Below are 25,137 nucleotides of genomic sequence, written 5' to 3' on the forward strand. Positions count from 1 at the left end.
TCTAAATCTTATTTTTAGTTTGAATGGAAAATATAAATTTAAATTAAATCAATAATTTAAATTTATATGAAGATCGATTTTGTTGAAGTGCGTCGCATGAGGAAAATTGCCATAATGACAAATAAAGCGATAACTGCTTACCAGGAATGAGATACGGTAGCAAAAACGGAAAGTAGCTGGCAGGTTATTTTTTTACAATAAAAAACCCCAGACATTACTGCCTGGGGTGTTCAATATATGGCCAAATAACTCAGCGAATCATATCGATAAGATCTTGTTCTCCGCGAATTTCGATACCAAGCTCTTGTGCTTTGGCTAACTTCGAACCAGCGGCTTCACCAGCAAACAGAATGTCAGTATTTTTAGACACGCTCCCCGTCACTTTTGCGCCTAATGCTTGCAACGCGGCTTTGGCATCATTGCGAGATAATTGCGACAACGTTCCGGTCAAAACAACGACTTTTCCGGCCAATGGCTGCGGCTCATCCTCCGCTTTAGGCACAATTTCCTGCCAATGAATACCGAGTTCAAGCAACTCTTCCACGACTTTCTGGTTGCGTTCCTGAGCAAAGAACGCGTGAACATGACTTGCCACAATCGTACCGACATCAGGAACTTCAATCAGTTGCTCAACGCTTGCACCACGAATGGCATCCAGAGTCAGGAAATGATGCGCTAAGTTCATTGCCGTTGCTTCCCCGACTTCACGAATTCCCAGTGAATAGAGAAAACGTGGTAGCGTCGTTTCCTTCGATGCATTGATCGCAGTCACGATGTTTTGCGCAGATTTTGGTCCCATGCGCTCAAGAATCGTCAACTCGCCTGCTCGCAATCTAAACAGGTCCGCTGGCGTCGTAACCATCTCTTTATCCACCAGCTGTTCGATAACTTTGTCACCTAGACCATCGACATCCATAGCTTTGCGCGAGACAAAATGTTTCAGCGCTTCTTTACGCTGCGCCTGGCACACCAAACCACCGCTGCATCGCGCCACAGCTTCGCCTTCAACGCGTTCAACATCGGATAGGCAAACTGGACACTGAGCCGGAAAGAGGATGTCACGCGCCGTCTCAGGACGCAGCTCGCTGACCACTGACACAATCTGTGGTATCACGTCTCCAGCGCGGCGAATAATGACTGTGTCGCCGATTTTCACGCCCAAACGCTCGATTTCATCCGCATTGTGCAGTGTCGCATTGCTGACCGTTACGCCACCGACAAAAACAGGTTCCAGTTTTGCCACGGGCGTAATAGCACCAGTGCGGCCAACCTGAAATTCAACATCATTCAGCACCGTCATCTCTTCCTGTGCCGGGAACTTGTATGCTATCGCCCAACGCGGCGCGCGCGCCACAAAGCCCAGCTGTTCCTGCAATACGATATCGTCAACTTTGATCACCACGCCATCAATCTCATATGGCAGATCTCCACGACGAGTCATGATGTCCTGATAATAGGCTTTTACCTCTTCCAGCGACTCGACCCTCTTAGTCTCAGGGCTCATTGGCAGCCCCCAGCCTTTGAGTTGCAGAAATCGCTCATAGTGGCTATCGACGAGTGTGCCGCCCTGAATCACACCTACGCTATACGCATAAAACGCCAGAGGACGTTTCGCGGTAATACGAGAATCAAGCTGACGCAAGCTACCTGCAGCTGCATTACGAGGGTTCACAAAGACTTTTTCGCCCTTCTTGAGCGCTTCAGCGTTCATTTTCTCAAAGCCGGCTTTTGGCATGAAAACTTCACCGCGCACTTCAATACGTGTCGGCCACCCCGAACCTTGCAGACGTAAGGGTATCGACTTGATGGTACGAACGTTTTCGGTAATATTCTCACCCGTGGTGCCATCACCACGGGTCGCAGCTTGAACCAACACGCCATCGACATACAACAGGCTGACCGCAAGGCCATCCAGTTTGGGCTCACAGCAGAATTTGGCCGCTTTGGCCGCAGGAACACGATCACCCATACGACGATGGAAACTGTTCAGCTCATCATCATCGAAAGCGTTATCCAAAGACAGCATTGGAATTTCGTGAGTGACCTGTTCAAAACCTGCCAAAGGTGCACCACCTACTCGCTGGCTTGGAGAATCAGGCGTCACCAATTCCGGATGCTGTGCTTCCAGATCCAATAACTCACGCATCAGACGGTCATATTCCACATCTGGAATGGTAGGATCATCTTCTACGTAATAACGTATCGCATGGTAATGCAGTGTTTCTTTCAGTTCGGTTAATCGTTGCTCTACGTTTTGCATTGTTCGTGCTTCTCTTGAATCATGAAAAAAGGCTCCGACACGGAGCCTTTGTTAAATCAATTTTATTACGCTTGTGCGGTTCTGTCGCGAAAATCGGTAATCTGCTTTCTGTAGGCCGCCAGACGATCCGGCGTCATCAGATTACGGGCATCATCCAGTACATTCGCGCCAAGGTCATCGGCCACTTGCTGCGCGGTTTTCAGCATCAGCTTAAAGTTCTGATCTGGTTCGCCAAAACATGGCAGCGTCATAAAGAACGAAATACCTTTTGTAGTGAACTCTGCCGGGTCATCGTGCTTGAGCGTGCCTGGATGCATCATGTTCGCAACACTAAACAACACTTTACCCGTTCCAGACAAATCGGCGTGACGGTGGAAAATATCCATTTCGCCGTACAGCAGACCATTTTGTTGCAAGCTATCAAACAGTTTAGTGCCGACAAACGGCTCATTACCCGCGCAATGTACATTGAGCACGATAACCTGCATTTCTTCCTCAGCCGGTTGCTCAGCCACGGTTGCGGCTGGTTCGTCGATTTTCATTTCATCGACGATGCCCGCTTCTGACGCTTCTTCTTTGCTTGCCGAAAACGCCGGCACATCATCAATTTCAGGCTCAGGTGTTTTGACCGTTGGTTCGTCAGTATCCACCGTTTCGTAGCCGGAAATAAGGGGATCGACTTCCGACGACTCATCGAGACCGAAATCTGGTTGCTTTCGGTCTTTACGAATAATTTCGTAATCGTCTTCCGGTGCAAACGCTCGAGAAGCAACCACATCGTCTGCTTCTGGTTCTACATCTATTCTGCCCAGTGGTTTATCACCAAACTTAGATTTCCCTTCTTTTTTACTGGTCCATAGACCATGAAATAGCAAAGCGGCTATCGCTAGCGCGCCAACAATAATGAGTACGAATCGCAATTCCTGCATCTTAAACTCTCAGTTTCTCGATTTTTGATGTCTGAGCTTCAACGCTTGTCGTGACGTCTGCCAAGGTAGGTTTTATCGGCTTATCGGGATACTCTACCAAAAGTCTTACCCTATTTAGAACAACTTAATGTTAGAAGTTGCACGTATGGCGTGATTTTTACCAAGCTTTTAATCCTTGGTCGCTTCGATACAATAGACAATCACTTACGTTAAATTAGCCCATTGCGCACGGAATATACTATGCAAGCTCAACAACGCTCAGGTTTAGGCTACTTCTTTTACGGGTTCGATATCGCCGTTTCTCCCGGGATTCGTCGTTTTGTCCTGATGCCATTGCTGACCAACATTCTGCTGGTTGGTGGCGCGCTTTACTACCTGTTTTCTCATCTTGATAGCTGGATTAATGACTGGATGGGCCAAATCCCCGACTGGCTATCTTGGCTCAGCTATATTCTTTGGCCTTTACTGGTGATTACCATCCTAGCGACGTTCTCCTATTTCTTTAGCACTCTGGCAAACTTTATCGCTGCGCCGTTCAATGGCCTGCTAGCCGAAAAAGTAGAAGAAAAACTGACCGGTAAAAAAGTCAATGACGATGGCGTACTGGCGGTAGTTAAAGATGTGCCACGCATTATGGCGCGCGAATGGCGCAAACTCGTGTATGTATTGCCAAAAGCGATTGGTCTGTTCATCCTGCTGCTTATCCCAGCTTTGGGTCAAACATTGGGGCCGATTTTGTGGTTCATTTTCACGGCTTGGATGTTGGCTATTCAGTACTGCGATTATCCATTCGATAATCACAAAGTTACCTTTAATGACATGCGTAACAGTTTGAAACAAAAGCAGGGTAAAGCGTACACGTTTGGTATGCTGGTTTCTGTGCTGACAACGATTCCGGTCGTCAACCTGCTTGTGATGCCTGTTGCGGTCTGTGGTGCGACCGCCATGTGGGTAAACGAATTCAGAGGGCAATATGTGAACCAATAGTCATTTCAGCAGCGCAAGCTGCTGAAATCTATTTCAAACCTATAAGTTATAACTTTTTAATCCTTTTACCTTTTTCATCGAGCACATATGCTCTATCGGTATCCACTAATGTATCGACATATCGATACCAAAACGTGCGTAATGAAGGAACATCACAATGAGCAAAATCTACGAAGACAACTCTCTGACCATTGGTAACACACCACTGGTTCGCCTGAACAAAGTCAGCAAGGGCAAAGTACTGGCTAAAATCGAATCACGTAACCCAAGCTTCAGCGTGAAATGCCGTATCGGTGCCAACATGATTTGGGATGCTGAAAAACAAGGCAAACTAAAACCAGGTATCGAACTAGTTGAGCCAACCAGTGGTAACACAGGTATTGCTCTGGCCTTCGTTGCAGCAGCTCGCGGTTACAAACTAACGCTAACAATGCCTGAGTCAATGAGTCTTGAGCGTCGCAAACTACTTAAAGCCCTGGGTGCTAACCTGGTACTGACTGAAGCAGCGAAAGGCATGAAAGGCGCAATTTCAAAAGCAGAAGAAATTGTGGCAGGCAATCCGGAAAAATACCTGCTGCTGCAACAGTTCGACAACCCAGCGAACCCTGCAATTCACGAAAAAACGACAGGTCCTGAAATTTGGGAAGCCACTGACGGTCAAGTAGACGTATTCGTTGCTGGTGTTGGTACTGGTGGTACATTGACAGGTACTAGCCGCTACATCAAAGGCGAGAAAGGCAGAGCCATCATCTCTGTTGCCGTAGAACCAGCTGAATCTCCTGTGATTAGCCAAGCACTTGCTGGCGACGAAATCAAACCAGCGCCACACAAAATTCAGGGTATCGGCGCAGGTTTCATCCCGGGCAACCTCGATTTAGAGCTTATTGACCGCGTAGAAACCGTGACATCAGACGAAGCGATTGAGATGGCTCGTCGCCTGATGGAAGAGGAAGGTATTCTGGCTGGTATTTCATCAGGCGCAGCAGTGGTTGCAGCAAATCGCCTTGCAGAACTTCCTGAATTTGAAGGAAAAACCATTGTAACTGTACTACCAAGCTCTGGTGAACGTTACTTGAGCACTGCCCTGTTTGCAGGCATTTTCACAGAGAAAGAAAACCAACAGTAACCTGTGGTGAAATCAATTTTTCGTTTAAAAAAGCCCCATTCAGGGGCTTTTTTGTTGATCCTTGCCTCACCTTTGGTAATATCAGCCATGTTTTATTTCTAGCTTCAAAATAAAGAAGCAGACAAGATTAGATTCGATGGCTCGAGTTCGCAAATGCGTGCAAAGGCGATTGGTTATTTTTAGACCAGTATCAGTTCTGACACGAAAAGCCCGTTACTGAACTAGCAGAAACGAGTGGTTACGGTTAAGCTAATTCTGGTTAACAAACTTACAAAAAATAAATTAATTGGGGTATAAAACATGTACGAGAAGCAAGTTGAAATCACTGCAGAAAACGGCCTTCACACTCGTCCAGCTGCACAGTTCGTTAAAGAAGCAAAAGCATTCGATGCGGACATTACTGTGACTTCTAACGGTAAAAGCGCTAGCGCAAAAAGCCTATTCAAGCTTCAGACTCTTGGCCTGGTTAAAGGCACTGTAGTGACTATCTCTGCAGAAGGTTCTCAAGCGAAAGAAGCGGTTGATCACCTAGTTGCTCTGATGGACCAACTTCACTAATTCGGTTCTTCCTTTCAAAGCCATTTTGCTCCCGCAAAGTGGCTTTGTTGGAAATAAACCAAAGAATACGCTAAATGTTATCGTTAGCGACGTCCATTTATCTCCCGTTTACAGTTGACCAATTTAAGGTAAGGCTATGATTTCAGGCATCCTAGCATCTCCTGGTATTGCTATTGGTAAAGCACTACTACTTCAAGAAGATGAAATTGTCCTAAACACTAACACCATTTCTGATGCTCAAGTTGACGCTGAAGTTCAGCGCTTCTACGACGCGCGCAACAAGTCTGCAGCGCAACTGGAAGTGATCAAGCAAAAAGCACTTGAAACATTTGGTGAAGAAAAAGAAGCCATCTTCGAAGGCCATATCATGCTGCTTGAAGATGAAGAGCTAGAAGAAGAAATTTTAGCGCTCATCAAAGATGAAAAGCTGACAGCAGACAACGCAATTCACACCGTGATTGAAGAGCAAGCAATGGCTCTTGAGTCTCTGGACGATGAATACCTTAAAGAACGTGCAACGGATATCCGCGATATCGGTTCTCGTTTCGTTAAAAACGCTCTAGGCATCAACATTGTGTCACTTAGCGACATCAATGAAGAAGTAATTCTGGTGGCTTACGACCTGACTCCTTCTGAAACTGCACAAATCAACCTGAACTACGTTCTGGGCTTTGTGTGTGATATCGGCGGTCGTACCTCTCATACATCTATCATGGCTCGCTCTCTTGAACTGCCTGCGATCGTTGGTACCAACAACATCACTGCGCAAGTGAAAAATGGCGACATGTTGATTCTGGATGCAATGAACAACAAGATCATTGTTAATCCAACTGACGCTGAGCTTGAAGAAGCCAAAGCAGTAAAAGCTGCGTTCCTGGCTGAGAAAGAAGAGCTGGCGAAGCTGAAAGATCTGCACGCAGAAACGCTAGACGGCCATCGTGTAGAAGTTTGCGGCAACATCGGTACAGTGAAAGACTGTGACGGTATCACCCGCAACGGCGGTGAAGGTGTTGGTCTGTACCGTACTGAATTCCTGTTCATGGATCGCGACGCACTGCCGACTGAAGAAGAACAGTATCAGGCATACAAAGAAGTTGCGGAAGCGATGGAAGGTCAAGCTGTCATCATCCGTACTATGGACATCGGCGGCGACAAAGACCTGCCGTACATGGACCTACCAAAAGAAATGAACCCGTTCCTGGGCTGGCGTGCAGTACGTATCAGCTTGGATCGTCGTGAAATTCTGCGCGACCAGCTACGTGGTATTCTGCGTGCATCAGCACACGGTAAACTGCGTATCATGTTCCCGATGATTATCTCTGTTGAAGAAATTCGTGCCCTGAAAGCAGCAATCGAAGAGTACAAAGCAGAACTGCGTGCTGAAGGCTTGGCATTCGACGAAAGCATCGAAATCGGTGTAATGGTTGAAACACCAGCTGCTGCAGCTATCGCACACCACCTGGCGAAAGAAGTGTCATTCTTCTCAATCGGTACCAACGACTTGACCCAGTACACGCTGGCAGTCGACCGCGGTAACGAAATGATTTCGCACCTATACAACCCACTGTCTCCAGCGGTACTGACTGTAATCAAACAAGTGATTGATGCGTCACACGCTGAAGGTAAGTGGACGGGTATGTGTGGTGAGCTGGCTGGTGACGAGCGCGCAACCCTTCTGCTGTTAGGTATGGGTCTGGATGAATTCTCAATGAGCGGCATCTCTATCCCTAAAGTGAAGAAAGTGATCCGTAACTCTAACTTCGCTGAAGTGAAAGCGATGGCAGAAGAAGCACTTTCTCTACCGACAGCAGCAGAAATCGAAGCTTGCGTTGAAAAGTTCATCGCAGCGAAAGCTTAATAGTCTGTGAATACCAAAGACATAGGCGACTAAAAGTAGTCGTCTATTGTTTTTGATTGGTATACTATACTTCGACAGAATAAATCTAAACGTTAGGAGCATGACACAATGGGTCTGTTTGACAAACTTAAGAAGCTAGTCTCTGACGACAGCGCTGACGCGGGTGCAATTGAAATCATCGCACCTCTTTCTGGTGAAATTGTAAACATTGAAGACGTGCCAGATGTCGTGTTTGCTGAAAAAATCGTTGGTGATGGTATCGCTATCAAACCTGCGGGCAACAAAATGGTAGCTCCTGTTAACGGCACTATCGGTAAGATCTTCGAAACGAACCACGCGTTCTCTATCGAATCTGACGACGGCGTTGAGCTTTTTGTTCACTTCGGTATCGATACTGTTGAACTGAAAGGTGAAGGCTTCAAACGTATCGCTGAAGAAGGTCAATCAGTGAAAGTGGGCGACACTATCATTGAATTCGATCTAGCTCTGCTGGAAGAGAAAGCGAAATCAACTCTGACTCCTGTTGTTATTTCTAACATGGACGAAATCAAAGAGCTGAACAAACTGTCTGGTTCTGTGACAGTTGGTGAAACTCCAGTTCTGCGTGTAACTAAGTAATTAGTCTGCATTCATAAAAAAACGCTGCGATATCGCAGCGTTTTTTGTTTGTAGCTTTGTCGCTATAGTCCTAGTGCATAGCGCAGAACTTGTTCTTTGACCGGGCCTGCATGTTCAGCGATTTTCAGCGCGGCATTACGAACCAACTTCAGCGGTGCCACATCATTACTAAACGCTTTATAGAAAAAATCCATCCCGGTTTGCATCAATAAATTATCTGGGCGGCGTCGGCGCTCGTAACGCTGGAATTGAGCCAGTGTCAATACCTCCTGTCCTTGAGTCACGTCCAGCATCGCTGCCACATCTTTGAACCCCAAGTTAACGCCCTGCCCTGCCAGCGGATTGATGGTATGAGCAGAATCCCCAACCAATACACATCGATTACGAACATAGCTTTGTGCATGACGACGCGTGAGCGGGAAAGAGCCATGCTGCAGCACGGAGATATCACCGAGTTCTGCGGGGAAATGACTGACAATCTCTTGTTTCAACTGCGTAGGATTCATTTGGCTCAATTGCTTAATACGCTGCGGTGCGTCATACCATACCAGCGACGCCTGATGTCCATTCAAAGGTAAGAACGACCGTGGGCCAGACGGAAAGAATTGCTGCCAGGTGACATCCTGCTGTGGTTTTTCGGTTTCAACGTTAATCAGCATGCAGTGCTGACGGTAATCCCACGCCGTCACGCCAATACCAGCCAACTCTCGCACGCGCGAATTCGCGCCATCCGCGCCGATGATCCAGTCACAGTGCAGAACCGTGCCAGATTGCAGAGTCACAACGTGGGTATCACCAAAGGTAATGTCTTTTAACGTATCAGGGCAAAGCAGCGTCACATTGGGGTAATCGGCAAACTGTTCCCACAAACCCAATTGGATCAGGCGGTTTTCCACCATGTAACCCAACTGCTCTAACCCCAACGATTCACTGGAAAATCGCGTACGACACTCTGGGTGGTCCCACGTTTCCAAACCGCGATAAGGGCATACCCGTTTAGAGGCAATCGCGTCCCAAGCGCCCAAAGAGGTCAGCAGATCAACCGAGGTTTGAGAAATGGCAGAAATGCGCACATCCATCGGTTGCGATTCGTCATAAGGTTGAGGCTCAAATCCTTCGACCACGGCCACTCGACGGCCCTGTTTGGCAAATCCAATCGCGGCAGCGGCACCGACCATTCCGCCGCCAATTACCACAATGTCAAAATCGTTCATCGTTACTACTTCTGTTTTGGCTGAGCTACACGCAAGTTATTGTACGTAGCGGGACTTTTTTTGCGAACGATTTTGTTAAAAAACCTTGGTCCAAGCAGGGTAAAAAGCCAGAAGCCACAACGGTTGCAAGAGATTTAGCCCGATCACTGGTCACTGAAAGTTGAAAGCAGTACAATACGCCGCTTACCGTCGAGAAGGCGGCTAAAATTTAGTCATCGACAAGCGATTTTCGGTGACTTTCTGGAAACATTGGGCGATTTGCTCCCTTAATTTAAACTAACGATCGAGCGAACAACATGAGTAAAAAACTGCTAATCAAAACCTGGGGCTGCCAGATGAACGAATACGATTCATCAAAAATGGCCGACCTGCTTAACGCTACAAACGGCTATGAGCTGACCGAAGAGCCAGAGGAAGCAGACGTACTTCTACTTAACACCTGTTCGATTCGCGAAAAAGCGCAAGAGAAAGTATTCCACCAGCTTGGCCGTTGGAAAACGTTGAAAGATAAGAAGCCAGGCGTGGTGATCGGCGTAGGCGGCTGTGTGGCGACTCAAGAAGGCGACCACATTCGTGATCGCGCACCCTTTGTAGACGTTATCTTTGGCCCACAGACGCTACACCGTCTACCAGAAATGATTAAACAGTCACAAACTGACGATGCGCCGATAATGGATATTTCTTTCCCGGAAATCGAAAAATTCGACCGTCTGCCGGAACCACGCGCAGAAGGCCCAACCGCCTTTGTCTCCATTATGGAAGGCTGTTCAAAATACTGCACATACTGCGTCGTGCCGTACACGCGTGGCGAAGAAGTGAGCCGTCCAATGGACGACGTGCTGTTTGAAATTGCACAACTTGCTGAACAGGGCGTCCGTGAAGTCAACCTGCTGGGTCAAAACGTGAACGCGTACCGTGGCCCAATGCACGATGGCACCATCTGTTCATTCGCAGAATTGTTGCGCCTCGTGGCCTCAATCGATGGCATCGATCGCATTCGCTTTACCACCAGCCACCCATTGGAGTTCACTGACGACATCATCGCGGTGTACGAAGACACGCCAGAACTGGTGAGCTTCCTGCACTTGCCTGTTCAAAGCGGCAGCGATCGCATTCTGACGATGATGAAGCGTCCGCACACAGGCATCGAGTACAAGTCGATCATTCGTAAGCTGCGTAAAGCGCGCCCGGATATTCAGATCAGTTCAGACTTCATCGTTGGCTTCCCTGGCGAGTCGGATAAAGACTTCCAAGACACCATGAAGCTGATCCGCGATGTCGATTTTGACATGAGCTTTAGCTTTATCTTCTCACCGCGTCCGGGTACACCGGCGGCCGATTACCCATGTGATCTGTCTGAGGAAACGAAGAAAGAGCGTCTGTATGAACTGCAACAGCAAATCAACGCCCAAGCCATGCGTTACTCTCGCCTGATGATGGGTACAGAGCAACGTATTCTGGTTGAAGGCCCTTCGAAGAAAAACCTGATGGAACTTCGTGGTCGTACAGAAAACAACCGTGTAGTAAACTTTGAAGGACCGGCAGAACTTATCGGCCAGTTCGTAGACGTGAAAATTGTCGATGTATTCCCGAACTCTTTACGTGGTGAACTCGTACGAACTGAGAAAGAGATGAACCTGCGTGTGGTCACTTCCCCATCGGAAATGATGGCCAAAACGCGTCGTGAGGATGAGTTGGGAGTCGCTACTTTTACTCCGTAAGCTCGTATAAACTGTCATGGATGCCCGGTCGAAATCGGGTATCCGGATATGACACACTGAGAGGCTAATTTGAGCAATAAAATCGTTACTTTAGAGATCAATCTCGAACCTTCAGACAACCGCCGTCTTGCCAGTCTGTGCGGCCCTTTCGATGACAATATCAAACATTTAGAACGTCGTTTAGGCGTTGAAATCAATCATCGCAGTAACTATTTCACTATCGTCGGTAAAGCGCACACCGCTGCTGCTGCACTCGACATCATCAAAACCTTGTACGTCGATACGGCTCCTGTTCGTGGTGAAATTCCTGATATCGAACCAGAACAAATTCATCTGTCGATCAAAGAATCCGGCGTCCTGGAACAAAACACCGAATCCGCTATTGCCCATGGCAAAGAAGTGTTCGTGAAAACCAAAAAAGGCGTGATCAAGCCGCGTACGCCAAATCAGGCTCAGTATCTGGTGAATATGGTGACTCATGACATCACCTTTGGTATTGGCCCTGCGGGTACCGGTAAAACATATTTGGCGGTAGCGGCTGCGGTTGACGCTCTGGAACGTCAGGAAATTCGCCGTATTCTGCTGACCCGTCCAGCGGTTGAAGCAGGCGAAAAACTGGGCTTTCTGCCTGGTGATCTGAGCCAGAAAGTCGACCCTTACTTGCGCCCGTTGTACGACGCACTGTTTGAAATGTTGGGCTTTGAACGTGTTGAAAAACTGATTGAACGCAACGTCATTGAAGTCGCCCCGCTGGCGTACATGCGTGGTCGTACATTGAATGATGCCTTCATCATTCTCGATGAAAGCCAGAACACCACGGTTGAACAGATGAAAATGTTCCTGACCCGAATCGGTTTTAACTCGCGCGCGGTCATTACCGGCGACGTGACTCAGATTGACTTGCCTCGCGGCGCAAAATCGGGGTTACGCCATGCGATTGAAGTATTGAATGAAGTCGATGAAATCAGCTTCAACTTCTTCCTGGCCGATGACGTTGTTCGTCACCCTGTGGTTGCCCGGATCGTCAATGCGTACGAGAAATGGGAAGCGCAAGACCAGAAAGAACGCAAAGAGTACGAGAAACGTCGCCGCGAAGAACGTGAGTCCAAATTGCTGGAAATGCAAAAAGCTGAACTAACGGCACCGCACAATGCATTAGAGGAATCTGGCGAGTCATGAGCATTGAACTCGATTTACAACTGGCCGTCGACAGTGACGACGGCCTGCCAACATTTGAACAGTTTGCCATCTGGCTGCAAGCGGCCGTTGCTCCCTTCCAGCCTCAGGCGGAAGTGACGATTCGCATCGTTGATGAGCCGGAAAGCCATCAGCTCAATCTCGAATATCGCGGTAAAGATAAGCCAACCAACGTGCTGTCTTTCCCGTTTGAAGCGCCTCCGGGCATGGAGCTTGATCTGCTGGGTGACCTGATCATTTGTCGCCAGGTGGTTGAGCAGGAAGCGGTTGAGCAAAACAAGCCCCTACTGGCACACTGGGCGCATATGGTTGTACATGGTAGTCTTCATCTGCTAGGTTATGACCATATTGAGGATGACGAAGCCGAAGAGATGGAGTCCCTCGAAACGGAAATCATGCAAAATATGGGCTTTGAAGACCCGTATTTGGCTGAGAAAATCTAGCTCACGCACCACAGAAAAATGTCGTGAGCTGGCATGTGAGCTATCACACATCTGATAGCGTTATTGAATAGAGTAACAATGAACGAAGATAATTCGCAGAATTCTGACGGTCCGAGTAGAAAGTCCTTCTTTGAACGCCTAGGTCAGTTATTTCAGGGAGAACCTAAGGATCGCCAAGAACTGGTTGATGTGATCCGCGACTCTGAAGTCAATGACCTGATTGACCACGACACCCGCGACATGCTGGAAGGTGTCATGGAAATAGCTGAGATGCGTGTACGGGATATCATGATTCCGCGCTCTCAGATGGTCACCATCGAACGTACAGATAATCTGGATTCGCTGGTTGCACTGATTACCGATGCTCAGCACTCACGCTACCCGGTGGTTAGTGAAGATAAAGACCATGTAGAAGGCATTCTGCTTGCGAAGGACTTACTTAAATACTTAGGTTCCAATAGCTCCCCGTTCAACATTGAAGAAGTGATCCGCCCTGCCGTGGTGGTTCCAGAAAGTAAACGCGTCGATCGCCTGCTAAAAGAGTTCCGTGAGGAACGATATCACATGGCGATTGTCGTAGATGAGTTCGGGGGCGTCTCTGGTCTGGTGACCATTGAAGACATTCTGGAAGAAATCGTTGGCGATATCGAAGATGAGTTCGACGACGAAGAGCAACTGGATATCCGTAAGCTCAGCAAACACACTTACGCGGTGAAGGCGCTGACCACCATCGAAGAGTTTAACAACACCTTCGGTACCCGCTTCAGCGATGAAGAGGTGGATACGGTAGGCGGATTGGTAATGACTGCTTTCGGTCACTTGCCAGCACGCGGTGAAGTGGTAGAAATTGATCGTTACAATTTTAAGGTCACTGCTGCAGACAACCGCCGAGTGGTTCAACTTCAGGTAACCGTCCCCGATATGGAAACTCTTCCGGAGATCGCCGAAGAGTAGTTCGAAGCTCCTCTTACTCTGTAAGAGCATCAGAAAAGTTGCAGATGACGAATATTTTCAACCATCGCCTAATGCGGCCGCTTGCGGCCGCTTTTGTTGGCGCGCTTACCACCCTATCGTTTGCTCCCTATCAGATCTGGCCATTGGCCATTCTCAGCCCTTTCCTGCTATTGCTGTTATTAAACGGACAGCCCCCCAAACGGGCGGCATGGATTGGTTATGCCTGGGGATTGGGCCAGTTTGGTTTCGGAATCAGTTGGGTACATGTCAGTATCGACACCTTTGGCGGTATGCCCAAAATTGCCAGCTTATTTTTGATGGCGCTATTAGTTGGCTACTTAGCCCTTTATTCCGCACTCTTTAGCTGGGCGCTCAATCGCTTTTTCCCGAAGCAGAACCGCAGCCGATTATTACTGGCGGCGCCTGCGCTTTGGCTGGTCTGCGACTGGCTGCGTGGTTGGGTCATGACTGGCTTTCCCTGGTTGTGGCTCGGTTACAGCCAAATCGACAGCCCGCTGGCTAACTTCGCCCCGCTCGGCGGCGTTGAACTACTGACGCTGATAGTATTGCTGTGTGCAGGCGGTCTGGCGCTCGCTTGGCAGAAAAAAAGCGTTCTATTGCTTCTCATCCCAGCGGTTTTGTTTGCTGCTGGATTTGCGTTGAATGCCGCACAGTGGGTGACACCACAACCGCAACGCACCACAAAAGTGGCGCTGATTCAGGGCAATATTGAGCAGGCTCTCAAATGGTTACCCAGCCAACGCTGGCCGACCATCATGAAATATACCGATCTCAGTCGTCAGAACTGGGATGCCGATATCATCGTCTGGCCCGAAGCAGCAATTCCTGCGTTTGAATTTGAGATCCCGGCATTTCTGCGCAATCTAGATACCGCCGCACGGATGAATCATAGCGCGCTCATTACGGGCATTCTCAACCAGGATGACAATAAGCGTTATTTCAACAGCATATTGACGCTGGGTGAGAATCCGAGCGGTGATTATCACTACGATTTAGCGCAGCGTTTTCATAAGCATCATCTGCTGCCCTTTGGTGAATTTGTGCCGTTTGAAAGCATTCTGCGCCCATTGGCTCCGTTCTTTAACTTGCCGATGTCTTCGTTCAGCGAAGGGGATTATGTTCAGCCGAACATCGTCGCCAATGGCCACGCGTTGGCTCCGGCGCTGTGCTACGAAATCATTTTCAATGAACAAGTTCGGGCCAATGTGACCGATGAGACTGACTTTCTGCTGACCTTGTCCAACGATGCCTGGTTTGGTCGCTCTATCGGCCCACTGCAGCATATGGAAATCGCGCGCATGCGCGCGCTGGAATTAGGCAAGCCGCTGATTCGTTCCACTAACAACGGCCTGACGGCGGTAACCGACTACAAAGGACGTATCACCCAGCAGCTCCCTCAATTTGAAACGGGTGTGCTGCGTGCAGAAATGGTCCCAACCCGCGGTCAAACCCCCTATCACGCGCTGGGTAGTTGGCCATTGTATGCATGGACACTGTTTGGCCTTATCGTGGCGCTGGTGATTCAACGCCGCAAAGCATAGCCTAACCGAGCAACACAACGAAAAAGAGTCCCATTGGGACTCTTTTTACTTAAGGCTTCAACGGTTGCCGACTGAACGCCGTGTTACCACAGCGAATGCAGGGCACAATTTCGGTCGGATGGTTGTATTCAACATGGTGTCCGCAGTTCTCACACACAAGAATACCAAGACCAATCATATCGCCGGCTTTGTACAATCCCTGATGTTCAAGATCTTGAAACAGCTCCACCCATTCCACTTTGGTTTTATCGGTGATCTCCAGCAGTCCCTGCCAAATAGAATTGGCAATCATCAAATAAAACGGACTACTTTTCTCTTCTTCATAGCTGTCCGCAAACTCTTTGAGATCCGATTTTACATACGCAGAAATCAGCGCCAGCTCATCTTTTGTCAAGTCGTTTGCCGCGGCCACAACTTTACCGGATGTTTCCAGAATGTGGTCCACTTCTTCCGGACTTTGTTTCAGGGTTTCCACCACCTCTTCGAGTAAAGCTTCGTAACCCGTTTTTTGTTTTGGCATAAGTCACCTCTCTCAAACCCGATTGGCTATTGTTGTGCTCCCTTGCTTTAGGTATTCTATGACGATCTATTAGTATCTGTTCAAACTGAACTCACAAATTCCAAGATAACCGGATATATCGATGCAAGAGCAATACAACCCGCAAGACATTGAACAAAAAGTTCAACAGCATTGGGAAAGCAACAAGACCTTCGTTGTAAGTGAAGACCCAAATAAAGAAAAATTCTACTGTCTTTCTATGTTCCCGTACCCAAGCGGCCGACTGCACATGGGTCACGTGCGCAACTACACCATCGGTGATGTGGTTTCTCGTTTCCAGCGTCTGCAAGGCAAAAACGTCATGCAGCCAATCGGCTGGGATGCATTCGGTCTACCGGCAGAAAACGCGGCGGTTAAAAACAACACCGCTCCGGCACCTTGGACTTACGAAAACATTGAATACATGAAAAACCAGTTGAAACTGCTGGGTTTCGGCTACGACTGGAATCGTGAATTCGCGACGTGCCGTCCTGAGTACTACCGCTGGGAACAAGAGTTCTTTACCAAACTGTACGAGAAAGGTCTGGTTTACAAGAAAACTTCTTCGGTTAACTGGTGTCCGAACGACCAAACCGTTCTGGCGAACGAACAGGTTGAAGACGGTTGCTGCTGGCGTTGTGATACTCCGGTTGAGCAGAAAGAAATTCCTCAGTGGTTCATCAAGATCACTGCTTACGCACAAGAGCTGCTAGACGATCTCGACAACCTGAAAGGTTGGCCTGAAATGGTGAAAACCATGCAGCGCAACTGGATTGGCCGTTCTGAAGGTGTGGAACTGAAGTTTGCCGTGAAAGATCAAGCGCAAGACTTGGAAGTCTACACCACGCGTCCAGACACACTGATGGGCGTCACTTACGTAGGTATCGCAGCGGGCCACCCTCTCGCAACCGAAGCGGCGAAATCAAACCCTGAGCTGGCTGCCTTCATCGAAGAGTGTAAAAACACCAAAGTTGCTGAAGCAGAACTGGCGACGATGGAGAAAAAAGGTATGGCAACGGGCCTTACCGCAATTCATCCATTGAATGGCCGTGAAGTGCCAATCTTTGTCGCGAACTTCGTGTTGATGGATTACGGCACAGGTGCGGTCATGGCCGTCCCAGCGCACGATCAACGTGACTTCGAATTTGCGACCAAATATAACCTGGACATCATTCCGGTCATCAAGCCACTTGATGGCAGCGAACTGGATATCTCAGAAGCGGCATACACCGAAAAAGGCGTACTGTTCGATTCCGGCGAATTCGACGGTCTGGAATTCCAAGCCGCTTTCGATGCCATTGCAGCGAAACTGGAAGCCGAAGGTAAAGGCGTGAAAACCGTCAACTTCCGTCTGCGTGACTGGGGCGTGTCTCGTCAACGCTACTGGGGCGCACCAATTCCAATGGTGACCACAGAAGACGGCGTTGTACATCCCGTACCCGCCGACCAACTGCCAGTGATTCTGCCAGAAGATGTGGTCATGGATGGCGTCACCAGCCCAATCAAAGCGGATAAAGAGTGGGCGAAAACCACCTTTAACGGCGAACCGGCACTGCGTGAAACCGATACTTTCGATACCTTCATGGAATCGTCTTGGTACTACGCGCGCTACTGTTCACCACAAGCAGACGACATTCTGGACCCAGAAAAAGCCAACTACTGGCTGCCAGTAGACCAATACATCGGTGGTATCGAGCACGCATGTATGCACCTGTTGTACTCACGCTTCTTCCACAAACTGCTGCGTGATGCTGGTTATGTGACTTCTGACGAGCCATTCAAGCAACTGCTGTGTCAAGGTATGGTTCTGGCTGATGCCTTCTACTACACCAATGACAAAGGTGGTAAAGAGTGGGTTTCACCAACCGAAGTGAAAGTTGAACGTGACGGTAAAGGTCGTATTACGACTGCGGTAGATTCACACGGTCGCAGCGTTGAACACTCAGGCATGATCAAAATGTCTAAGTCAAAAAACAACGGTATCGACCCACAAGAAATGGTCGACAAATACGGTGCCGATACCGTACGTCTGTTCATGATGTTTGCTTCACCAGCAGATATGACGCTGGAATGGCAAGAATCTGGTGTTGAAGGTGCAAACCGCTTCCTGAAACGTGTGTGGAAACTGGTTCGTGAACATACCGAAAAAGGCGAAGCAACTGCGGTTGAGACTTCTGCACTGACTGGCGATCAAAAAGCGCTGCGTCGTGACGTTCACAAAACCATCGCGAAAGTAACCGATGACATCGCACGTCGTCAGACCTTCAACACTGCTATTGCCGCCGTGATGGAGCTGATGAACAAGCTGGCTAAAGCGCCTCAGGATGACGCACAAGATCGCGCGATTCTGGATGAAGCCCTAAAAGCGATCACTGTGATGCTTTACCCAATTGCGCCACACATCTGTTTTGAAATGTGGGCAGCGCTGGGTCAGACAGACATCGACAACGCAACTTGGCCAACGTTTGATGAAGCTGCGCTGGTTGAAGATGAAAAACTGATCGTACTTCAGGTAAACGGTAAGCTGCGTGGCAAGTTGACTGTGTCTGCTGATGCAACTAAAGAACAAGTTGAAGAGCTGGGCCTGAAAGACGAAAACGTGATGAAATTCACCGATGGTCTGACAATCCGCAAAGTCATCTATGTTCCAGGAAAACTGCTGAACATCGTTGCGAACTAATTCCGTATATTACGGTCTGTAAACAGGGCTTCGCGCCCTGTTTACTTATCTCAGTTTATCGCTGTGGTGAACTGAGATAAGTAAACCCAATTCATGAGAATAGAGCCCCATGCGTTTGACACTGCCTTCCACCTTCAAGTTATCACTGGTTGTTCTGACCGCCACCCTGCTTAGTGCCTGCGGTTTTCATCTTCGTGGTGATTATGACGTTCCGGAGGAACTGAGCACCATGTCACTGACCAGCTATGACCAATACAGCACATTTACCCGCATGGTAAAACGCCAGCTACGAATGAATGAGATCACCGTGGTGCAACCGGCTGAAGATGTACCTAACATTCATCTTTTAAGTGAAGGTACCGGAGAAAGAACATTATCTTTGTACCAAAACACTCGGGCCGCTGAAATTGAACTGACTTTTGTTGCGTCATATCGCGTGACAATTCCTAATCTGGGGGAAAAGACATTTTCCACCAGCGTGACTCGCAGCTACTTGGATAACCCGTTAACCGCATTGGCAAAATCGGTTGAACGCGACATGATTGAAGACGAAATGCGCAAACTGGCCGCCAGCCAGATTGTACGTCAAATGGCGCGCCTCAAAGCCAACATTCAAGCGGGGACCATGGACGAGCAATCGGAAGTACAAGCAGTCGAGTCGAACCAAGACTACATCATCAACACAACCGAAACACAGGTTGCTCCTTCGGCCAACACGTCTGAAGTTCAGTAGATTTTATAATGAGACTCTACGCTGACAAACTGGCCGATGCGCTGAACAGAACGCTGGCGCCAGTGTATCTTGTCTTTGGCAATGAACCTCTGCTGATCGAAGAATCGCGCAGCGCGATTGAGCGCAAAGCACGCGAGCAAGGCTTTGAAGAGAAACACCGTTTTAATCTTGATGCCAGTCTCGACTGGAACGAGGTCTACGATTGCTGTCAATCCATGAGCTTGTTCTCCAGTCGCCAAGTGATCGAACTGGAGATCCCGGAAGCTGGTATTAATACTGCTGCGGGCAAAGAACTGGCCAACTTGGCACAGCATCTTAATCCCGATATTCTGCTGCTGATTGTCGGTACCAAGCTAACCAAAGCTCAGGAAAATACGGCCTGGTTTAAAGCCCTGATGAGTCAGGGCTGTCTGGTGAACTGTTTAACCCCGGATATCAGCCGCCTACCACAATTTGTCGCCGCTCGTTGCCGGGCTCTGGGGCTGACTCCTGATGCCGAAGCGATTCAAATGCTGGCACAGTGGCATGAGGGCAATTTGTTTGCTCTGGCACAGAGCCTGGAGAAGTTGGCTCTGCTCTACCCAGACGGTCAACTGACGCTGATTCGCCTTGAAGAGTCGCTGAGCCGCAACAACCACTACACCCCATTTCACTGGGTCGATGCTCTGCTTGAAGGCAAAGCCAATCGCGCGCAACGCATTTTGCGCCAACTGGCCGCTGAAGACGTAGAACCGATCATTCTGATGCGCACAGTCCAAAAAGAGCTGGTGCAACTGCTGCAGATGCGTCTGGCGATGAATCATCAGCCACTCGGCGCTATCTTTGACAAATACCGCGTCTGGCAGAATAAACGCCCGCATTACTCAGCTGCGTTGCAGCGCTTATCGGTTCAACGTCTGCAACATTTACTTCAGCTGCTTGCTCAATGTGAAATTGTCGCAAAAACTCAGTATGAGCAATCACCTTGGCCATTACTGCATCAGTTGAGCCTCGAATGTTGCGTTGCGCAGGCAAACTTGCCTTTGCCTGCCTGAAAGCGTGATATACTGCCGCGCTTTTGACAAAATCATTTTTATAGTTAGTTATCTCAGAGGAAATTCCCTTGCAACGTGAAGAATTAAAAGACTTTCTTGCAGACAAAGCCGACGATATGAAAGCGGTCGATATTGTAACCCTAGACGTACAAGGCAAATCCAGTGTCACTGATTACATGATCATTTGTACTGGCACGTCCAAAAGACACGTCTCTTCGATTGCCGATCATGTCGCGAGTGAAGCGAAAAAAGCCGGTGTTGAGCCACTGGGTATTGATGGCGAGAACGAAGGCGAGTGGGTTGTCGTCGATATGGGCACAACCATGCTGCACGTGATGCAGGAAGAGCATCGCGCCATGTACCAGTTGGAAAAACTCTGGGGCTGAGCGTGAAGATTCAATTGATTGCCGTCGGCACCAAAATGCCAAAGTGGGTGGAAGAAGGCTTCCAGGAATATCGCCGCCGCTTTCCTCACGACATGCCGCTGGAGCTGATTGAAATTTCCGCTGGTAAGCGAGGCAAAAACGCTGATATTGCAAGAATTCTGCAAAAAGAAGGCGAAGCCATGCTGGCCGCCGTGCCAAAAGGCAACCGAATTGTTACTCTCGACATTCCAGGCAAACGCTGGGACACCGAACAACTGGCCGCTCAGCTGGAGAGTTGGAAAATGGATGCAAGAGACGTCTCTATTTTGATTGGTGGCCCAGAAGGGCTAGCTCCGGCGTGTAAAGCCGCCGCAGAACAAAGCTGGTCACTGTCGCCACTCACATTGCCGCACCCGCTGGTGCGCGTGGTCATGGCCGAGAGTCTGTACCGTGCCTGGAGCATTACAGCAAACCACCCTTATCACCGAGAATAGACACTGATGTTACGTAAGCGTAGCCCTATTCGAGACTACCTGGCTGAAGCGCGGTTATTTCGTAACCGTGCTGTCGTGTCTTTTGTGGGGATTGTCTTGATGATGGGTATTCTGGTTGCCAACCTGTATAACATTCAGGTCAATCAGTATCAGGATTACAAAACCCGTTCCAACGATAACCGCATTAAAGTGGTACCGATTGCGCCTAACCGGGGTCTGATCTATGACCGGAATGGTGTGTTACTGGCCGAAAACCGCCCTGTTTTTAGTCTGGAGATCATTCCAGAAAAAGTGAAAAACATGGACGAGACCATCGCCCGCTTACAACAGATTCTCACGATTACTCCCGAACAGATTGCTGCATTTGAAAAAGAGCGCCGCCAGACACGCCGCTTTAACTCAGTGCCGCTGTTAACTCAGCTGACCGAAGAAGAAGTCGCGAAATTCTCCGTTCAACAATACAAATATCCCGGTGTTTCCGTCAGCGCAAACCTCAAGCGTTACTACCCATACGGTGAAGTACTGACCCACGTGATCGGTTATGTCTCTCGAATTAATGATCGCGATATCGAACGCTTAGTCCGCGAAGGTAAAGAAGCCAATTATCAAGCCACCCGCGATATCGGTAAGCTCGGTATTGAGCGCTACTACGAAGACTTGCTGCACGGGGAGGCCGGCTATCAGGAAGTCGAAGTGAACAGCCGGGGACGCGTGATTCGTACTCTGAAATACGTTCCGCCAACCCCGGGCAAAGACATTGTTCTCAACCTCGATATTAAGCTGCAACTTTACGTGCACAGCCTGTTCAATGGTCGTCGTGGTTCAGCGGTAGTGCTCGATCCAAAAGACAACGGCGTGCTGGCGATGGTATCAAGCCCAAGTTACGATCCGAATGCTTTTGTGCACGGTATTTCTGGTAAGGAATACAGTGAGTTACTCAACGATAAAGACCGTCCGCTGGTAAACCGCACCACGCTGGGTATTTATCCTCCAGGTTCGACCGTCAAACCATTTATTGCTGTTTCTGCCTTGGAAGAAGGCGTGATCACGCCGAATACCACTCGAAACGATCCGGGTTACTGGCGCATTCCGAATTCAAAAACCCGGCCATTCCGCGATTGGCTGCGCTGGGGTCACGGTAAGGTGGATATCATCAAAGCACTGGAAGAATCGGTGGATACCTTCTTTTATCAGATTGCTTATGATATGGGCATTGATCGTCTGTCTGATTGGATGATGAAATTTGGCTTCGGGGATTACACGGGTATTGATATCACCGAAGAGAGTAAAGCCAACATGCCGACCCGTGACTGGAAAATGGCCCGTCACCGCACACCTTGGTATCAGGGTGACACGATTCCTGTGGGTATCGGTCAGGGTTACTGGACGGCAACGCCAATGCAGCTTGCGAAAGCAACCTCTGTTTTGGTGCATCACGGAAAAGTAATTGCACCGCACTTACTGCGTTCTACCATCAATAATGGCGAAGAATTCTCCACCCAAAAAGAAACCGAATACGTGACTTACCCACCGATTACCGGTGTACCGGATAAGTACTGGAATATGGCGATTGAAGGAATGTATCTGGTCAACCACGGTAAACGCGGAACGGCGCGGCGCGCTTTCCAAGGCCTGCAATACAAGAGTGCAGGCAAATCCGGTACTGCACAGGTATTTGGTCTGGCAGAAGGCCAGGAGTACAACGCCGACGAACTGGCCGAACATCTGCGTGACCACGCACTGTTTACCGGGTTTGCGCCAGTCGACGATCCAAAAGTGATTGTGACCATCGTACTGGAGAACGCCGGTGGCGGTTCAAGCAACGGTGCTCCGGTGGTAAGACAAATCTTTGACCGTGTCATTCTGGGTAACGGCGAGGCAGACAAATAATGAAAATGGATCCCTCAACAGGTCAAAACCGGGCGTTCTTTGAGCGTTTACACATCGACTTGCCATTATTGCTTGGCCTGCTGGTCGTGATGGGCTTTGGCTTGGTTGTCATGTACAGCGCCAGTGGTCAGAGCCTGGAAATGATGGATCGCCAGGCAATGCGTATGGTATTGGCGTTAACCGTGATGATCGGTCTTGCTCAGCTGCCCCCGCGTACATACGAGCGTCTGGCTCCGGTGCTGTTTTTCGTGGGTGTGGCGTTATTACTCGGCGTTCTGTTGTTTGGTGAAGTGTCTAAAGGGGCGCAGCGCTGGCTGAACCTGGGGTTTGTGCGCTTTCAGCCCTCGGAACTCCTCAAGCTCGCCGTGCCTCTGATGGTTGCGCGCTTTATCGGTAAGCGCCCGCTTCCGCCCAGCTTCCAGACACTGGTACTGTCCATGGTGATGGTATTCGTGCCCACCATTTTGATCGCTAAGCAGCCAGACCTGGGGACTTCCATTCTGATTGCGGCATCGGGTATCTTCGTGATCTTTCTTGCCGGGATCAGTTGGAAAATCATCTTTGCCGCCGCAGTGGCAGTGGGTGCATTTATTCCGGTGCTGTGGTATTTCCTGATGCACGAATATCAGAAGACACGCGTCAGAACCCTTTTCAACCCGGAATCCGATCCTCTTGGTGCTGGTTACCACATCATTCAGAGTAAAATTGCCATCGGTTCAGGCGGCGTGGTTGGCAAAGGTTGGCTTCACGGCACACAATCTAACCTGGAATTTCTTCCTGAACGACATACTGACTTTATCTTTGCAGTTATCGCGGAAGAATGGGGCATGATAGGCATTCTTGCACTGCTGACGGTGTACTTGTTTATCATCGGCCGAGGTCTGTATCTGGCCAGTAATGCGCAAACCGCTTTTGGCCGTATGATGGCTGGCAGTATTGTGCTGAGTTTCTTCGTTTACGTTTTCGTAAACATCGGTATGGTAAGCGGTATTCTGCCGGTAGTGGGTGTGCCACTTCCATTGATCAGTTATGGCGGTACGTCTATGGTTACCCTCATGGCCGGTTTTGGCATTCTGATGTCAATCCATACCCATAGAAAAGCGTTTTCAAAGGCAAACTAATGAAGCATTCCACGCTCCTATTCAGTTTATGTTCTGTCGCCATTCTGGCCGGATGTAGTTCGTCTTCAGGCCGTTATGACATCAAAGATGACATCGCGCCGGATGCTCCACTTTCCGTCGATCATATTGAAGATGCCAATCCGCAGTACGAACCCTATAGTCTGGGCGGTAATAAAGATTACACTCTGCGCGGCAAGAACTATCAGATCGTCAAAGACACCACGGGGTTCAAAGAACGTGGTCAGGCATCCTGGTACGGCAAAAAGTTTCATGGTCACCTGACGTCAAACGGTGAAATTTACGACATGTACTCCATGACGGCGGCACACAAAACCCTGCCGCTGCCCACCTACGTCAAAGTGACCAATCTGGACAACGGCAAATCGACTATTGTCCGGGTCAATGACCGCGGGCCTTTCCATGACGGACGCATTATTGATTTAAGTTACGCAGCCGCGTATAAACTTGGCGTCGTGCAAACCGGGACGGCCAACGTTGAAATCGAGACCATTGCAGTCGCGAAACAAACCACGACTAAACCCAAAGTTGGCGCTCCTCAGTACATCATTCAGGTGGCATCTTCACAAAATGAAGAAAGAGTGCGAACTTTAGCGCAAAATCTTGGTCAAAGCTTATCGGTGCAAAGTTTTGTCGAAAGTGTTAATGGTAGTCACCGGCTCTTTCTCGGGCCTTTCAGTGATTACACCCTGACGCAGGACACCTTGGAAAAGGTGAAAACGCGGGGTTATGACACCGCCTTTATAAAAAAGCACCCCGTCGCGCAATAATGACCACTCAAACCTGACCAGCTAAGCATTCGGGTCTGGTTTGGGAAGTCGTTTCTGTTAAGATAAT

Annotated in this window: 22 protein-coding genes; 18 read left to right on the plus strand and 4 right to left on the minus strand. The window is 49.0% G+C overall.

The features are described from left to right. Nucleotides 1-250: 250 nt before the first annotated feature. Together ligA and zipA are read right to left on the minus strand one after the other, a co-directional pair. Nucleotides 251-2,260 carry an NAD-dependent DNA ligase LigA gene (ligA, locus tag JIG40_RS15885; RefSeq protein ID WP_199465629.1) on the minus strand — a complete coding sequence of 670 codons (2,010 nt, stop codon included), beginning with the start codon at nucleotides 2,258-2,260 and terminating at the stop codon, nucleotides 251-253. Between the two features lie 65 nt (nucleotides 2,261-2,325). Next, nucleotides 2,326-3,189 (minus strand): cell division protein ZipA, encoded by an 864-nt coding sequence (gene zipA, locus JIG40_RS15890; RefSeq protein WP_199465630.1) that lies wholly within the window; start codon nucleotides 3,187-3,189, stop codon nucleotides 2,326-2,328. 240 nt (nucleotides 3,190-3,429) lie between these two features. On the opposite strand from zipA, the gene cysZ reads away from it, so the two are divergent. From cysZ to crr, 5 genes are all read left to right on the plus strand, one after another. Next, a complete protein-coding gene (gene cysZ / locus JIG40_RS15895; protein ID WP_154184650.1) occupies nucleotides 3,430-4,176 on the plus strand; it encodes a sulfate transporter CysZ in 747 nt (248 codons plus the stop codon). Nucleotides 4,177-4,333: 157 nt separating this feature from the next. Continuing rightward, nucleotides 4,334-5,302: a cysteine synthase A gene (gene cysK, locus JIG40_RS15900; RefSeq protein ID WP_199465631.1), complete on the plus strand. Its 969-nt coding sequence runs from the start codon at nucleotides 4,334-4,336 to the stop codon at nucleotides 5,300-5,302. 300 nt (nucleotides 5,303-5,602) lie between these two features. After that, nucleotides 5,603-5,860: an HPr family phosphocarrier protein gene (locus tag JIG40_RS15905; protein ID WP_020327990.1), complete on the plus strand. Its 258-nt coding sequence runs from the start codon at nucleotides 5,603-5,605 to the stop codon at nucleotides 5,858-5,860. Nucleotides 5,861-5,996: 136 nt separating this feature from the next. After that, nucleotides 5,997-7,718, plus strand: coding sequence for a phosphoenolpyruvate-protein phosphotransferase PtsI (gene ptsI / locus JIG40_RS15910; RefSeq protein ID WP_024373355.1), 1,722 nt, complete (start codon nucleotides 5,997-5,999; stop codon nucleotides 7,716-7,718). A gap of 108 nt (nucleotides 7,719-7,826) precedes the next feature. Then, nucleotides 7,827-8,336 (plus strand): PTS glucose transporter subunit IIA, encoded by a 510-nt coding sequence (gene crr, locus JIG40_RS15915; RefSeq protein ID WP_014205560.1) that lies wholly within the window; start codon nucleotides 7,827-7,829, stop codon nucleotides 8,334-8,336. Nucleotides 8,337-8,398: 62 nt separating this feature from the next. Here the strand turns inward: crr and JIG40_RS15920 are convergent, their stop codons facing one another. Continuing rightward, nucleotides 8,399-9,550, minus strand: coding sequence for a 2-octaprenyl-3-methyl-6-methoxy-1,4-benzoquinol hydroxylase (locus JIG40_RS15920; RefSeq protein ID WP_055452357.1), 1,152 nt, complete (start codon nucleotides 9,548-9,550; stop codon nucleotides 8,399-8,401). 296 nt (nucleotides 9,551-9,846) lie between these two features. On the opposite strand from JIG40_RS15920, the gene miaB reads away from it, so the two are divergent. From miaB to lnt, 5 genes are all read left to right on the plus strand, one after another. After that, the gene (gene miaB, locus JIG40_RS15925) at nucleotides 9,847-11,271 is read left to right on the plus strand and encodes a tRNA (N6-isopentenyl adenosine(37)-C2)-methylthiotransferase MiaB (protein ID WP_199465632.1); all 1,425 of its coding nucleotides are present in this window, start codon (nucleotides 9,847-9,849) and stop codon (nucleotides 11,269-11,271) included. A 69-nt stretch (nucleotides 11,272-11,340) separates the two neighbouring features. Beyond that, entirely contained in the window at nucleotides 11,341-12,450 is a 1,110-nt protein-coding gene (locus JIG40_RS15930; RefSeq protein ID WP_020431859.1) for a PhoH family protein, read from the plus strand. Further along, entirely contained in the window at nucleotides 12,447-12,911 is a 465-nt protein-coding gene (gene ybeY / locus JIG40_RS15935; protein WP_024373353.1) for an rRNA maturation RNase YbeY, read from the plus strand. Before JIG40_RS15930 ends, ybeY begins: the two co-directional genes overlap by 4 nt. 78 nt (nucleotides 12,912-12,989) lie before the next feature. Then, a complete protein-coding gene (corC, locus tag JIG40_RS15940) occupies nucleotides 12,990-13,865 on the plus strand; it encodes a CNNM family magnesium/cobalt transport protein CorC (RefSeq protein ID WP_020327996.1) in 876 nt (291 codons plus the stop codon). 44 nt (nucleotides 13,866-13,909) lie between these two features. Next, nucleotides 13,910-15,427, plus strand: a complete 1,518-nt coding sequence (gene lnt / locus JIG40_RS15945; protein ID WP_020327997.1) for an apolipoprotein N-acyltransferase — start codon at nucleotides 13,910-13,912, stop codon at nucleotides 15,425-15,427. 49 nt (nucleotides 15,428-15,476) lie between these two features. On the opposite strand, the gene JIG40_RS15950 is transcribed toward lnt, so the two are convergent. Continuing rightward, entirely contained in the window at nucleotides 15,477-15,947 is a 471-nt protein-coding gene (locus JIG40_RS15950) for a zinc ribbon-containing protein (RefSeq protein WP_020431856.1), read from the minus strand. 121 nt (nucleotides 15,948-16,068) lie between these two features. On the opposite strand from JIG40_RS15950, the gene leuS reads away from it, so the two are divergent. The 8 genes from leuS (at nucleotide 16,069) to JIG40_RS15990 (ending at nucleotide 25,070) form a co-directional block, all read left to right on the plus strand. Beyond that, entirely contained in the window at nucleotides 16,069-18,645 is a 2,577-nt protein-coding gene (gene leuS / locus JIG40_RS15955) for a leucine--tRNA ligase (protein WP_199465633.1), read from the plus strand. A 109-nt stretch (nucleotides 18,646-18,754) separates the two neighbouring features. Continuing rightward, the gene (gene lptE / locus JIG40_RS15960) at nucleotides 18,755-19,378 is read left to right on the plus strand and encodes an LPS assembly lipoprotein LptE (RefSeq protein WP_199465634.1); all 624 of its coding nucleotides are present in this window, start codon (nucleotides 18,755-18,757) and stop codon (nucleotides 19,376-19,378) included. An 8-nt stretch (nucleotides 19,379-19,386) separates the two neighbouring features. Next, nucleotides 19,387-20,412, plus strand: coding sequence for a DNA polymerase III subunit delta (gene holA / locus JIG40_RS15965; RefSeq protein WP_199465635.1), 1,026 nt, complete (start codon nucleotides 19,387-19,389; stop codon nucleotides 20,410-20,412). Between the two features lie 68 nt (nucleotides 20,413-20,480). After that, nucleotides 20,481-20,798: a ribosome silencing factor gene (gene rsfS / locus JIG40_RS15970; RefSeq protein ID WP_020328002.1), complete on the plus strand. Its 318-nt coding sequence runs from the start codon at nucleotides 20,481-20,483 to the stop codon at nucleotides 20,796-20,798. A gap of 2 nt (nucleotides 20,799-20,800) precedes the next feature. Then, the gene (rlmH, locus tag JIG40_RS15975; protein WP_020328003.1) at nucleotides 20,801-21,271 is read left to right on the plus strand and encodes a 23S rRNA (pseudouridine(1915)-N(3))-methyltransferase RlmH; all 471 of its coding nucleotides are present in this window, start codon (nucleotides 20,801-20,803) and stop codon (nucleotides 21,269-21,271) included. 6 nt (nucleotides 21,272-21,277) lie between these two features. After that, complete coding sequence (gene mrdA, locus JIG40_RS15980; protein WP_020328004.1) at nucleotides 21,278-23,161, plus strand: penicillin-binding protein 2; 1,884 nt, start codon at nucleotides 21,278-21,280, stop codon at nucleotides 23,159-23,161. Next, nucleotides 23,161-24,282 (plus strand): rod shape-determining protein RodA, encoded by a 1,122-nt coding sequence (rodA, locus tag JIG40_RS15985; RefSeq protein WP_020328005.1) that lies wholly within the window; start codon nucleotides 23,161-23,163, stop codon nucleotides 24,280-24,282. The genes mrdA and rodA overlap by 1 nt, the downstream gene beginning before the upstream one ends. Further along, nucleotides 24,282-25,070, plus strand: coding sequence for a septal ring lytic transglycosylase RlpA family protein (locus JIG40_RS15990; protein WP_199465636.1), 789 nt, complete (start codon nucleotides 24,282-24,284; stop codon nucleotides 25,068-25,070). The genes rodA and JIG40_RS15990 overlap by 1 nt, the downstream gene beginning before the upstream one ends. The last annotated feature ends 67 nt before the right edge of the window (nucleotides 25,071-25,137 follow it).

This window comes from Vibrio sp. bablab_jr001 (genome assembly GCF_016464285.1).
Classification (GTDB): domain Bacteria; phylum Pseudomonadota; class Gammaproteobacteria; order Enterobacterales; family Vibrionaceae; genus Vibrio; species Vibrio fluvialis.